The organism is Mycolicibacterium gadium, assembly GCF_010728925.1.
In the GTDB taxonomy this organism is placed as follows: domain Bacteria; phylum Actinomycetota; class Actinomycetes; order Mycobacteriales; family Mycobacteriaceae; genus Mycobacterium; species Mycobacterium gadium.
The window spans coordinates 5,683,577-5,696,516 of the sequence record NZ_AP022608.1 but is presented as its reverse complement, the minus strand read 5'-3'; the positions used below and the strand labels follow the sequence as shown (position 1 = coordinate 5,696,516).

General features: G+C 65.4%; 12 protein-coding genes. 8 read left to right on the top strand and 4 right to left on the bottom strand.

All coding sequences use genetic code 11. The features are described 5' to 3' along the window. Window positions 1-1,176, bottom strand: coding sequence for an acyl-CoA dehydrogenase family protein (locus tag G6N36_RS28085; RefSeq protein WP_163690064.1), 1,176 nt, complete (start codon window positions 1,174-1,176; stop codon window positions 1-3). A gap of 122 nt (window positions 1,177-1,298) precedes the next feature. Between G6N36_RS28085 and G6N36_RS28080 the strand changes: the two genes are divergently transcribed. The 6 genes from G6N36_RS28080 (at window position 1,299) to G6N36_RS28055 (ending at window position 7,697) form a co-directional block, all read left to right on the top strand. After that, complete coding sequence (locus G6N36_RS28080) at window positions 1,299-2,021, top strand: TetR/AcrR family transcriptional regulator (protein WP_083125664.1); 723 nt, start codon at window positions 1,299-1,301, stop codon at window positions 2,019-2,021. Between the two features lie 58 nt (window positions 2,022-2,079). Beyond that, window positions 2,080-2,898, top strand: coding sequence for an acyl-CoA thioesterase (locus G6N36_RS28075; protein ID WP_163690063.1), 819 nt, complete (start codon window positions 2,080-2,082; stop codon window positions 2,896-2,898). A 219-nt stretch (window positions 2,899-3,117) separates the two neighbouring features. Then, window positions 3,118-4,239 (top strand): cytochrome P450, encoded by a 1,122-nt coding sequence (locus G6N36_RS28070; RefSeq protein WP_264001721.1) that lies wholly within the window; start codon window positions 3,118-3,120, stop codon window positions 4,237-4,239. 30 nt (window positions 4,240-4,269) lie between these two features. After that, the gene (locus G6N36_RS28065; protein WP_163690061.1) at window positions 4,270-5,109 is read left to right on the top strand and encodes a mycofactocin-coupled SDR family oxidoreductase; all 840 of its coding nucleotides are present in this window, start codon (window positions 4,270-4,272) and stop codon (window positions 5,107-5,109) included. Between the two features lie 13 nt (window positions 5,110-5,122). Further along, window positions 5,123-6,193: a phosphotransferase gene (locus G6N36_RS28060; RefSeq protein ID WP_163690060.1), complete on the top strand. Its 1,071-nt coding sequence runs from the start codon at window positions 5,123-5,125 to the stop codon at window positions 6,191-6,193. 70 nt (window positions 6,194-6,263) lie between these two features. Next, window positions 6,264-7,697, top strand: a complete 1,434-nt coding sequence (locus G6N36_RS28055) for a WS/DGAT/MGAT family O-acyltransferase (RefSeq protein WP_163690059.1) — start codon at window positions 6,264-6,266, stop codon at window positions 7,695-7,697. On the opposite strand, the gene fadD12 is transcribed toward G6N36_RS28055, so the two are convergent. Beyond that, window positions 7,694-9,238: an acyl-CoA ligase FadD12 gene (gene fadD12, locus G6N36_RS28050; protein ID WP_235690333.1), complete on the bottom strand. Its 1,545-nt coding sequence runs from the start codon at window positions 9,236-9,238 to the stop codon at window positions 7,694-7,696. The genes G6N36_RS28055 and fadD12 overlap by 4 nt on opposite strands. Window positions 9,239-9,301: 63 nt before the next feature. Beyond that, window positions 9,302-10,102: a lysophospholipid acyltransferase family protein gene (locus G6N36_RS28045; RefSeq protein WP_163690058.1), complete on the bottom strand. Its 801-nt coding sequence runs from the start codon at window positions 10,100-10,102 to the stop codon at window positions 9,302-9,304. A 98-nt stretch (window positions 10,103-10,200) separates the two neighbouring features. Between G6N36_RS28045 and G6N36_RS28040 the strand changes: the two genes are divergently transcribed. After that, the gene (locus G6N36_RS28040; protein WP_163690057.1) at window positions 10,201-11,277 is read left to right on the top strand and encodes an NAD-dependent epimerase/dehydratase family protein; all 1,077 of its coding nucleotides are present in this window, start codon (window positions 10,201-10,203) and stop codon (window positions 11,275-11,277) included. Window positions 11,278-11,294: 17 nt separating this feature from the next. Next, window positions 11,295-12,128 carry an SDR family NAD(P)-dependent oxidoreductase gene (locus G6N36_RS28035; RefSeq protein WP_163690056.1) on the top strand — a complete coding sequence of 278 codons (834 nt, stop codon included), beginning with the start codon at window positions 11,295-11,297 and terminating at the stop codon, window positions 12,126-12,128. Here the strand turns inward: G6N36_RS28035 and G6N36_RS28030 are convergent, their stop codons facing one another. Beyond that, a complete protein-coding gene (locus G6N36_RS28030) occupies window positions 12,129-12,935 on the bottom strand; it encodes an SDR family NAD(P)-dependent oxidoreductase (RefSeq protein ID WP_163690055.1) in 807 nt (268 codons plus the stop codon). Between the last annotated feature and the right edge of the window lie 5 nt (window positions 12,936-12,940).

The window sequence follows — 12,940 nt, the reverse complement described above, 5'->3', positions numbered from 1 at the left end:
CTAATTGCGAGGTAGGCCCAACACCCGCTGGGCGATGATGTTGCGTTGAATCTCAGAAGTACCGCCCGCGATGGTGCCCCCGTAGGTGCGGGCATAGCGCTCGAACCACGCCGAGCGATACAGATCGAGATGCTGTGCGCTGTACGGGCCCGAGAACCCGGGTGAGGCCAGCGCGTCGGGACCCGTCGCCGATAACGCGTACTCCGCCGCCATCTGCGACGCCTCCGAGCCGAGGAGCTTGAGCACCGACATCGCCGACGGATCCTCGTCGCCGCGCGCGGCCTTGGCCAGTGCGACGGACCCGAGCAGTCGTAGTGCTTGGTTGTCCATGACCAGCGTGGCGTACCGGTCGCGGTCCAGCGCCGTCGACGGTAGCCAGTCCTCGACCATCTCCTCGAGCCGGTCGGCGTAGCTGAGCCACAACATGTTTCGCTCGTGGCCGAGAGAGCCGTTGGCGACGCGCCACCCCTCGTTCAACGGGCCGACGAGGTTCTCCGCGGGCACCCGCACGTCGTTGAAGAACACTTCGTTGAAATCGAGGTCCTCCGCATCGCACATCGAGGCGAACGGGCGACGTACCACCCCGGGCAGATCGGTCGGGATCATCAGTACGCTGATGCCCTTGTGTTTGGCCGCGTTGGGATCGGTGCGAACGAAAGTCAACAGCACGTCCGCGTCGTGCGCGCCCGACGTCCACACCTTCTGTCCGGTGACGACGAACTCATCACCGTCGAGGACCGCGCGGGTACGCAACGATGCGAGATCGGAGCCCGCGCCGGGCTCGCTCATCCCCAGCGACGCGGTCATCTCGGCCCGCAGGATCGGCACCGCCCAGCGCCGCTGCTGCTCGGGGGAGCCGAACGAGATCAGCGACGCGGAGATGATGCCGACGCCCTGCGGGTTGAACGTGAGGTAGGTCCGTCGTCGGGCCAATTCCTCTTGGTGGACGTACTGCTGCAGGATCGTGGCGTTGCGGCCGCCGAACTCGGGCGGATAGCCGGGGCACAGCCAGCCGTTGTCGAACAAGAGCCGTTGCCAGCGTCTGGCCCAGTCGGGCACGTGGCTGCTGGAACCGGACCGTTCCAGCGCCTCGGCGTCGTGCGGCAGGTGCTCATCGAGGAACGAGACGAACTCCGCACGGAACGCCTCGACGTCAGCGTCGAAGGTCAGCTGCACAGTGCTCCCGGCGGATCAAAATTTTGGTAAGACTACTGTTACCAGTAAAAGGAGAATACTATTCTCCACGTGAGAAAGTTACAATCTCTGACACGTTGGCCGCGAGGGGGTCGAGGACCGCAATGGCAAGACGTTCTCCGGTACAGTCAGTCCATGTTCTCCCCACTCGGGCAGCATCCGAGCCGCCGGTGACCATACCCAGCGAAGAACCCGCCTGGAAGCAGCGCGCGGTCGAGCGATCGATCAAAACCGCAAAGCTTCGGGCCGCTCAGCGCGTTCAGCGCTTCCTCGACGCCGCCCAGGCGATCATCATCGAAAAGGGCAGCACCGATTTCACCGTGCAAGAGGTGGTCGACCGCTCACGTCAGTCGCTACGAAGCTTCTACCTGCAGTTCGACGGTAAGCACGAGCTGCTGCTGGCGTTGTTCGAAGACGCCCTGTCCCGGTCCGCCGACCAGATCCGCGCCGCCACCAGCGGCCCGGACGAGCCGATCGAGCGGCTACGGGTCGCGATCCAGCTGCTGTTCGAGTCCTCGCGTCCGGACCCCACAGCCAAACGGCCCCTGTTCACCGACTTCGCCCCGCGCCTGCTCGTCTCGCATCCGTCCGAGGTCAAAATCGCCCATGCGCCGCTGCTGGCGCTACTGACCGAGCTCATGGAAGAGGCCAGCGCCGCAGGTCAGCTGCGTGCCGGTATCAATCCCAAGCGGATGGCCGCGATAACGATGCAGACCGTGATGTTCAACGCACAGTCGAGCGGTGAAGAGTCCGAGGACGCGGCGTCGCGCCCGATCACCGCGGACGAACTCTGGGACTTCTGCGCGCACGGATTCACCGCCAGCTAGGCTGATTCGGCCTGAGAATTACGTTCTCGGCGCCGAGAATCTGACTTACACTGAGCGGGTGCCTGATCTCTGGACCGATCTGCTCGGATGCCTGGACATCACCAAGACCTCGACCGGCGACGGCGTGACCGCAGAGTACGAGGGCCGGAACCAACAGTTGGAGTACCACCGGGTGTTCGGTGGTCAATTGCTCGGTCAGTTCCTCCGGATCGCAGCGCTGACCTGTCCGGAGAAAGCGGTCAAATCCCAGCACGCGATCTTCACCCGCGAGGGCAGAGCCGATGAACCGGTCCGCTACGAGGCTGTCCGGGCGCACGAGGGACGGTCGTTCGCGGCGGTCACCATCACGGCCACCCAGAGCCGTGGTGTCATCGCCACGGCGTCGGTCAGCATGCACGCCGTCGAGGGAGGCCCCGAACATCAGGAAGTCGACAGCGTCGGGCCGGTGCTCGGTCCGGAGTACACGCTCCCGCTCGACCTGATCCCTTGGGAGACAAGGGCGTGCATCGATCTCAACGCGACCACCACAGGTCCCCCGCAGTTCGAGTTCTGGATGCGCACCCCAGCCGTCGGCGAGGAATTGGCGCCGGCACTGGCGGCGTACGCCACAGACCTGACCTTGATCGGTACCGCGCTGCGACCCATCGAGGGGGCGGATCAGCGGGGCAACGGTACGACGTTCACCTCGGCCGTCACGTCGCACACCGTGTGGTTCCATCGGCCCTTCCGCACCGACGGCTGGCTGCTGCTGCGCCAACACAGTCCGGTGCTCGCCCACGGCCGCAGCTTCGGTCGCGGCGACGTGCTCACCGAGGACGGAATGCTGGTCGCGTCCTACGGCCAGGAGGCTCTCGTACGCTTCGCGCAACAACAATGAGAAGGCCATTCTGTTAAGCGGAGAGTATAAATTGCCCGAAACGAGTCGCCGGTTGACACCATTGTGGAGCCGATGCCAGAGTTGTGAGACAAACGACAGCCATTTGTCTTATACCTTTTCTGGTCCTGCGAGAGGCGACCCGTGACGATCAGTGTTGAGAATTCCGACGTGAAAACGGCGGACGAGTTGTACTACGACCCCTACAGCGTCGAGCTGAACATGAACCCGTACCCGGTGTTCGCCCGCATCCGCGAGGAAGCGCCGCTGTACTACAACGACAAGCATGACTTCTACGCGTTGAGCCGGTACGACGATGTCAACAAGGCGTTGATCGATCACGAGACGTTCATCTCCGGCAAGGGTGCCCTGCTCGAAATCATCAAGTCCGGGATGGAGATCCCGCCCGGCACATTGATTTTCGAGGATCCGCCGCTGCACAACATCCAACGGAATCTGTTGTCGCGGATGTTCACACCGCGCAAGGTGGCCGCACTGGAACCGCAGATTCGCGAGTTCACCGCCCGATGCCTCGATCCGTTGGTGGGCACAGGAAAGTTCGATTTCGTCAACGATCTCGGCGAGCAGATGCCGATGCGCGTGATCGGAATGCTGCTGGGTATTCCGGAAGAGCATCAGCGCCGAGTCGCCGACCACGGCGAAGCCACCCTGCAGGGCGAGCAGACACTGATGGCCACCGGTGAGGTGTTCGCGGAGTTCCTCGACTACCGCACCGAGCATCCGTCCGACGACATCATGACCGAACTGCTCAACGTCGAGTTCACCGACGAAACCGGTACGGTGCGGCGGTTGCGCCGAGAAGAACTGCTCATGTACCTGACGGTCGTCGCCACGGCCGGCGCCGAAACCACCACGCGACTGATCGGCTGGGCCGGCAAGACGTTGGCCGAAAACCCCGATCAGCGACGCGAACTCGTGGAGAACCCAGCCCTGATCCCGCAGGCGATCGAGGAGATCCTGCGCTGGGAACCGCCGGCACTGCAGATGGCCCGGTACGTCGCGCGCGACGCCGAGTACCACGGCCAGACGATTCCGGAAGGAAGCGCGATACTCCTGTTGATCGGCGCGGCCAACCGTGACCACCGCCGGTTCCCGCCAGACGGCGATGTTTTCGACATCCACCGAGAGCAGCACTCGCACTTGACATTCGGTGCGGGGACCCATTTCTGCATGGGCAACGCCCTGGCCCGTATGGAAGGCCGGATCGCGCTCGAGGAGATCCTCAAGCGATTCCCGACGTGGGAGGTCGACTGGCCGAACGCGAGACCATCACAAACCACGGCGGTGCGCGGCTGGGAAGCCATGCCCACCTTCGTTCCCTGAAGTAACCAACCACCAAAAGGATTGAGAGACATGGCAGGACGTGTAGAAGGCAAGGTTGCGTTCATCACCGGCGCGGCGCGTGGACAGGGCCGTGCGCACGCGGTGCGATTGGCCTCCGAGGGCGCCGACATCATCGCCGTCGACATCTGTAAGAAGATCGACACCGTCGATTTGATCGAGGCGTCCACGCCGGAGGATCTGGCCGAAACCGCAGATCTGGTGAAGGGCCAGAACCGTCGCATCTACACCGCAGAGGTCGATGTCCGCGACTACGACGCGTTGAAGGCGGCGGTCGACACGGGCGTGGAGCAGCTGGGCCGGTTGGACATCATCGTCGCCAACGCGGGCATCGGCAACGGTGGCCAGACACTGGACAAGACCAGCGAAACCGACTGGACCGCAATGATCGACGTCAACCTCGGCGGCGTATGGAAGACCGTGAAAGCCGGTGTGCCGCATATCCTCGAGGGCGGCCGCGGCGGCTCGATCATCCTGACCAGTTCAGTCGGCGGCCTCAAGGCCTACCCACACACCGGCCACTACGTCGCCGCCAAGCACGGTGTGGTGGGCCTCATGCGCACCTTCGCCGTCGAGCTCGGCGCACAGAACATCCGAGTGAATTCCGTGCACCCGACCAACGTGAACACTCCCCTGTTCATGAACGAGCCGACGATGCGGTTGTTCCGCCCCGACCTGGAAAACCCCGGCCCGGACGATATGAAGGTCGTCGGACAGATGATGCACACGTTGCCGATCGGCTGGGTCGAGCCCGAGGACATTGCCAACGCCGTGCTGTTCCTGGCGTCCGACGAGGCGCGCTACATCACCGGCGTGACATTGCCGGTCGACGGCGGCAGCTGCCTGAAATAGGCTCTGGCGCAACGTGACTGTCGCGGAGCTGTCGCTGCCGCGCGGCTGGGAGGACATCAGCCCCGACTGGATGACGGCGGTGCTCACGCGCCACCATCCCGGCGCGGTCGTCGACGGGGTGACGGTGGTGCTGCGCGACGACGGCACCAACAAGCGGGCGCGGTTGGCGCTGACGTATTCGGCGGGTTCGGGTCCCGCGACGGTATTCGCCAAGGCCGTCGATCCCGAGCACGCCGAACTCGTCGCGCTGACGAGCGGGTTGTATCACGAACCGCGACTGTTCACCTCGGGCGTCGAGCTCGGCCTCGACCACCCGACCGTCTACACAGCGCTGATCGACGAGGACCGCTCCGACTTCATCATGATCATGGAGGACGTGGTCGCCAGGGGCGCCGATCCGCGTGACTCGACCCGGCCGATGTCGATCGATCAAGTCGCCAACGGTGTACGTGGGCTGGCCCGGATGCACAGTCGGTTCTGGGGTCCACGGCTCGACAGCCACCCGACCCTGAATTGGCTCGAACCGTTCATCGCATTCGAAGGCATGCGGTACGCGCCGCTGCACATCGCCCACGAGCGCCTCGGTGACACCGTGGCGCCCGAGATTCTCGCACTCAATGGAACGGATCTCTTCGTCGACATCTGGTCGCGCTACATCGGAACGCTGACCCGATCCACCCAGACGCTGCTGCACGGCGATCCACACATCGGCAACACCTATCTTCTGCCCAACGACGAGGTGGGCTTCCTGGACTGGCAGATGGTCCGCCGCGGCAATTGGTCGCTCGATCTCGGCTATTTCCTGCAGGGCGCGCTCACCATCGAGGACCGCAGACGCGGTGAGCGCGATCTGGTGGCGGAGTACCGCGGCGCGCTCGAGCTGCCCGCCGACGAGTTGCCCAGCGCCGACGAGGTGTGGCTGCGCTACCGAGCCTCCGTCGCGCACGGCCTGGCCATCTGGATGGCGACGCTGTCCGGCGGGGACGCATGGCAGGGCGCCGACATCTGCCTCGCGTTGGCCCAGCGCTACGGCGCCGCGTTCGTCGACCTCGACACGTGCTCGGCGCTGGACGCCATCGGATAGGTCGTTTGCCGAAAGCACCCGATCATGGGGTGCCGAGTGGTTGCATAGAACCCGTCCGAAGGGGTGGGAAGTGAAGCGACTCAATGGCATGGACGCGATGCTGTTGTACAGCGAGACGCCGAATCTGCACACCCACACGCTCAAGGTGGCAATCATCCATGCCGCTGACTATCCGGGCGAGTTCACCTTCGACGTGTTCCGCAGGACCGTGGCCCGTCGGCTGCACCTGCTCGATCCGCTGCGCTACCGGCTGATCGACATCCCGTGGAAACTGCACCATCCCATGTGGATAGAGGACTGCCCCGTCGACCTCGACTACCACCTACGCCGTGTCCAGGTGCCCGCTCCCGGCGGCCGTCGCGAACTCGACGAGGTGATCGGCCGGATCGCCAGCACGCCGCTGGACCGCACGCGTCCGTTGTGGGAGTTCCATTTCGCCGAGGGCATGGCCGACGACCGTTTCGCGCTCATCGGCAAGGTGCATCACACCCTCGCTGACGGCGTGGCCTCGGCGAATCTGCTCGCCCGGCTCATGGACCTGGCCGGCTCGAAGGCTGACGAGAACGACGACTACGTCGTCTGTGAAGAGCCGACGACGACCGAACTGCTGGCGGCCGCAGGTCGTGACCACGTCGCGCACGTCGCGGCACTGCCCGGACTGGCGCGCGACGCTGCCAAGGGATTCACCCGGCTGTGGCGGCGCAAGCAGGAGCGCACCGACCATCCCGACCTGGCGAAGATGTTCCGGACGCCACCGACGTTCCTCAACCATGTGGTCTCTCCGGCGCGGACCTTCGCCACCGCGTCTCTGTCGTTGGCCGAGGTCAAGGAGACCGCCAAGGCACTGGGCGTCACGTTCAACGACATCGTCCTGGCCACGGCCGCGGGCGGCCTGCGAGAACTGCTCCTGCGCTACGACGGGCGCGCGGACCGTCCGCTGATCGCGTCGGTGCCGGTCAGCACGGACCTGTCACCGGATCGCGTGACCGGCAACGAGATCGGCGGGCTGTCGGTGTCATTGCCCATCCACGTCGATGATCCGATCGAGCGGGTGCGGCTGACCTCGCTGTCGACTGGCCGCGCGAAGGAGGACTACGAACTCCTCGGACCAAAGCTGCAGGGACAGCTGATGGAGTACCTGCCGCCTCCGGTGACCCCGGCAATGCTTCGATGGCAATCGAAGCGTGCCGCCCACAACCGGCTGATGAACGTCGCGGTGTCCAGCGTTCCCGGCCCGCGCGAGCGTGGCCACATCGGCGGCGCGCCGGTCAGTGAGATCTACTCCATCGGGGTGCTCTCGGCGGGCAGCGCGTTCAACATGACGGTATGGAGTTACGTCGACCAGGTGGACATCTCGATCCTGTCCGACGACGAGACCTTCAACGACATCCACGAGGCCACCGACGCGATGATCCATGGGCTGAACGAGATCCGCGCGGCCGCTGGGTTGCCGCCGCTGAGCACCGTCGACACTGCGATGGCGCCTGCCCCCGCGTTGGGCTAGGAGTTGCGTAGTTCGTTGCGCAGGATCTTGCCGGTACTGCCGCGGGGCAGTTCGTCGAGCACCGTGATCTCGCGCGGCACTTTGTAATTGGCGAGGTTCTCGCGCACGTGCTGTTTGAGGGTGTCCGGTGTCGCCGACGCGCCCGGCTCGAGCACGACGAACGCGACCAGTCGCTGGCCGTACTGCTCGTCGTCGACGCCGAGCACCGTGGCCTCGGCCACCTCCTGGTGCGCGGCCAACGTCTTCTCGACCTCGATGGGGTAGACGTTCTCGCCGCCCGAGACGATCATCTCGTCGTCTCGGCCGACCACGAACAGCCGGCCGGCCGCATCAAGGTAGCCCACATCCCCCGACGCCATGAACCCCTCGTGGAAGTCCTTGGTGGTGCCCGAGGTGTACCCGTCGAAGAGTGTGCCACTGCGCACGAAGATCTGCCCGGTCTCACCGGTCGGTACCTCGTTCGACGACTCGTCGAGGATCCGGATCTCGGTGCCGTCAGCGGGCTTTCCCGCGGTGTCGGGTGCGGCGCGCAGATCCTCGGGCGTCGCGGTGGCGATCATGCCCGCCTCGGTGGCGTTGTAGTTGTTGTAGATCACGTCACCGAATTGGTCCATGAACTTGGTGACGACATCGGGGCGCATGCGGGACCCCGATGCGGTGGCGAAGCGTAATGACTTACCGCTGTATCGGTTGCGCACGTCGTCGGGCAGATCCATGATGCGGTCGAACATGACAGGCACCACTGCCAGGCCCGTCGCGCTGTAACGATCGATCAGGTCCAGCGTCGCTTCGGGGTCGAACTTGCGCCGCGTGATGATCGGACAGGCCAGCAATGCCGCGAACAACAGCTGCGAGAACCCCCACGCATGGAACATCGGCGCGACGATGACGATGGGTTCCTCCGCGCGCCAGGGGGTCCGGTCCAGCACCGCCTTCAGATCGCCGGCGCCACCGCTGCCCGCGGAACGCTTGGCGCCCTTGGGTGTTCCCGTCGTGCCCGACGTGAGCAGGATGATGTCGCTCTTGCGCTCGCTGGGCATGGGCCGCTGACCGGCATGACGGTCGATCAGCTTGTCCACGGTCAGCTCGACGTCGGTGCGATCGGTCCAACCCAGGATGCGGGTGGTTTCAGGCCTGCCCTCGAGCGCCCGGCTCACGATCTCCGTGAACTCTTCGTCGTAGATGACGACATCGGCGCCCTCACGTTCGACGACCTCGGCAAGGGCCGGACCGGCGAACGACGTGTTGAGGAGCAGGACGTCGGAGCCGATGCGGTCGGCTCCCACCAGCGACTCGATGAAACCCCGGTGGTTACGGCACATCACGGCAACGGTTTTAGGCGCCCCCGCTGGCTGCGATTGCAGCGCCGCGGCAAGGGCGTCACTACGATCGTCGATCTGCTTCCAGGTGAGGGTGCCGCGCTCGTCGATCAGACCGGGCCGGTCGGGACACCGCTGTGCGGCCGTCGCGAAGCCCGACGTGGCGGTCATGCCGACCCGGCGTACCGCCGCGCCCATCCGTAGATATCGGTCGGGGCGCATCGGGGCTATCAGCCGTGCGCGCCACAGCGTTCGAAGGAGTCCCAGAGTGTCTGCCACGATCCGTCAGCCAAGCACAGGGAAGCGGCGTTCGTTGGCGAGTTCGTCGAGCGCCTTCTGCATCACGGCCCGGACGTGGAGATCGACCATCTCGATATCGGGGTTATCGCCGAACTCGGCGGCAATGTCGATGGGGTCGAGCACCCGCGTGACGATCTTGGCCGGCAATGGCAGGTTCGGCGGGAAGAACACCGACACCCCGAACGGGAATCCCACGCTGATCGGAAGAATCTCCGCCCGCAGCCGATGGAGGCCGAGCCGCCGGGCGATCGAGTCGCCGCGGGCGAGGAACAGCTGGGTTTCCTGCGCGCCGATCGACACCATCGGCACGATCGGCACCCCGGTGTCAATCGCCGTCCTGACGTATCCCCTGCGGCCGTTGAAGTCGACGACATTCTCGGTGAACGTCGGGCGGTACGAGTCGTAGTCGCCGCCGGGGAACACGAGCACGAGGGCACCGTCGCGAAGTGCCTGGGCGGCGTTCTCCCGGTTGGCTTCGATGACGCCGGCACGATGCAACAGGTCCCCGACGGGGCCCACGAAGATCATGTCGTGGCCGAGGGTGTAGACCGGACGGTCGAAGCCGAACTTCTTGTAGAACTGCGGTGCGAATACCAGGACGTCGGGGGTGAACATGCCGCCGGAGTGGTTGGAGACCACCAGTGCGCCGCCTGCCGCGGGAATCCGATCCAAATCGCGCACTTCGGCGCGGAAGTAGCGCTTGATGAGAGGACCGACGCGATCGACGATCTGCCGGGTGAACCCGGGATCCCATTTGGAGACCTTCTTGTCCGAAGCGTCGCTCATGATGTGCTTGTTCCCAACTTTGTCCCCGGTTACCCGGGGTACATCGAGTGGTAGTACTCTCCGAAAAAGAGAATAACATATCCGCAGGTAGGAGACATATGTCGGACACCGTACTCGTCACCGGCGGCTTCGGCCTCGTCGGCTCCGCGACCGTGCGGCGGTTGGCGACGCTGGGGCGGCGGGTGGTGGTAGCCGATCTCGAGACACCCGCCAACGTCAAGGCCGTGCACAAGCTCCCGGCAGGCGTCGAAACGCGGTGGACCGATCTCACCGACACCGAACAGGTGCAGCGACTGGTCTCCGAAACCGCGCCGTCGGCGATCATCCACCTCGCCGCGATCATCGCCCCCGCGATCTACCGCATCCCCAAGGTGGCGCGGCGGGTCAACGTCGACGCGACGGCGACCCTGGTCAGCATCGCCGAGGCGCAACCGAATCCGCCGCGGTTCGTGCATGCGTCCAGCAATGCGGTGTTCGGCCCTCGCAATCCTCACCTCACTCCCCTGCCGTTGACGAGCGACGACCCGATGCGCCCGTGCGACATCTACAGCGGGACCAAGGCGGAGGCCGAGGAGATCGTGCGGTCGTCGAGCCTGGACTGGGTGGTGCTGCGATTCGGCGGTGTGCTCAGTGCCGATATGTCGGCGCTGCCGCTGAGCGCCGATGCGATGCTCTTCGCGAGTGCGCTGCCCAGTGACAACAGGGTGCAGACCGTCGACGTCCGCGACGTCGCATGGGCGTGTGCGGCGGCGACCACCGCGGACGCCGCAGGCGAAATCCTCCTGATCGCCGGTGACGAGTCGCACCGCCGCTGCTACGGCGACCTTGCGCCCGCCCTGGTCGAGGCGCTCGGCATGGCGGGCGCGATGCCCCCCGGTCGCCCCGGCAACCCCGACAGTGAAACCGATTGGTTCGTGACCGATTGGATGGACACCACGCGCGCGCAGGAAGCGCTGCAGTTCCAGCACTACTCGTGGTCCGAGATGATGGCCGAGCTCACGGACACGTTCGGGTGGAAGCGATACCCGGCGCGCCTGATCGTGCCGGTCGTCCGGGCGGTGATGACGCGTCGGAGCGCTTACTGGAAAGCTCCGGGTGTCTACGCCGATCCGTGGGGCGTCATTCGCGCCGAATTGGGCGATCCGTCGTGGGATCCGCCGAACGGACCGCGCTGACCGCATAGGGTCGCGCCGTGGACAGTTTTCAAGGGCGCGCTGCAGTCATCACCGGAGGGGCGAGCGGCATCGGCTTCGCCACCGCACACGAATTCGCGCGTCGCGGCGCCCGTCTCATGCTGGCCGACATCAATGAAGCCGGTCTGCAGGAGGCGGTGTCGGCGCTGCGCGGCGACGGGTTCGACGCGCACGGCGTGATCTGCGACACCCGCAAGCTCGACGACGTCGTCCACCTCGCCGACGAGGCGTTCCGAGTCTTCGGCACGGTGCATGTCGTATTCAACAATGCGGGCATCGCGTACGCGGGGTCGATCGCAGAGACCAGCCACGACGACTGGCGCTTCGTGATCGACGTCGACCTGTGGGGACCCATCCACGGTGTCGAGGCGTTTCTTCCGCGCATGATCGCGCAGGCCGAGGACAGCCATATCGTCTTCACATCGTCGTTCGCCGGTCTCATCCCCAATGTGGGACTCGGGCCGTACTGCGTCGCCAAGTACGGCGTGGTGGCTCTGGCGGAGACACTCTCACGGGAGGTGCGGGCCAACGGGATCGGCGTTTCGGTGCTGTGCCCGATGATCGTGGCCACCGATTTGATGTCCAACAGCGAGCGGGTGCGGAGCGCGGACTACGGTCCTACGTCGACGTCCGGGCCTGTTCAGGAGCTGCCAGACGCGTCAACCGATCCGGAGGTTCGTGCCGAGGACGTCGCGCGGCTGACGGCCGACGCGATTCTCGCCAACCGTCTCTACATCGTGCCGCATCAGGCGTCGCGGCCCTCGATCCAGCGCAGATTCGAGCGCATCGACCGCGCCTTCGATGATCAGATCGCTGACGGGTGGACTCACTGACTAACCGGGCCCGAGCTGGTAGTCGCCGGTCTGAGGGTGGTGGTACCACCCGCCCGCGGCCTGCGTGCCGCCGTCGACGTGGATGGTTTGGCCGGTGATGTAGCTCGACATCTCGGATGCGAGAAAGACTGCCGCCCCGGCCATCTCATCGACATGGCCGGGCCGGTTCATCGGAATGCCTGGAGCGTCGCTGTCCTGCATGCTGCCGCCCGACAGCGCGATGATGCCTTCGGTCAATGTCAGATCGGGGGCCAAGGCATTGACGCGGATGTTGTGGGCCGCCAGCTCGAGGGCCGCTGTCTTGGTGTAGTTGATGACGCCGGCCTTCGCCGCCGCGTACGCCGCATAGCCCGGTGCCGCGCGGGCGCCCTCGATCGACGTGACGTTGATGACGCTGCCGGGCAGGCCGGCCGCCACCAGACGCCGCGCCACCCGTTGCGTGCACAGCAGCACATGGCGAAGGTTGCTCTTGTACAGCGCGTCCCAGCCGTTCTCCGTGGTGTCCAGCAGCGATGACTTGAACACGCCGCCGGCGTTGTTCACCAGAATCGAGACCTCGCCGAGCTCGTCGACGGTGCGCTGCAGTGCCGCATCCACCTGCCCGCTGTCTCTCACGTCGACGACGATGCCCAGTGCACCAACACTTTCCGCGGTCGATGCGCAGGTTTCGGCGTCGCGTTCCCAGATGGCGACCTTGGCGCCGAACGCCGCCAATCCTTCGGCGACGCCCCTGCCGATGCCGGCGCCCCCACCGGTCACCACCGCGACTCGGCCGGTGAGCAGGATGTCCGACGGTTCGATGGCCACCGGTT

Coding starts and splice junctions, on each gene's coding strand:
- G6N36_RS28080 (WP_083125664.1), top strand. CDS start 1,299: ATGGCAAGACGTTCTCCGGTACAGTCAGTCCATGTTCTCCCCACTCGG.
- G6N36_RS28070 (WP_264001721.1), top strand. CDS start 3,118: ATGAACCCGTACCCGGTGTTCGCCCGCATCCGCGAGGAAGCGCCGCTG.
- G6N36_RS28065 (WP_163690061.1), top strand. CDS start 4,270: ATGGCAGGACGTGTAGAAGGCAAGGTTGCGTTCATCACCGGCGCGGCG.
- fadD12 (WP_235690333.1), bottom strand. CDS start 9,238: ATGCGCCCCGACCGATATCTACGGATGGGCGCGGCGGTACGCCGGGTC.
- G6N36_RS28045 (WP_163690058.1), bottom strand. CDS start 10,102: ATGAGCGACGCTTCGGACAAGAAGGTCTCCAAATGGGATCCCGGGTTC.
- G6N36_RS28040 (WP_163690057.1), top strand. CDS start 10,201: ATGTCGGACACCGTACTCGTCACCGGCGGCTTCGGCCTCGTCGGCTCC.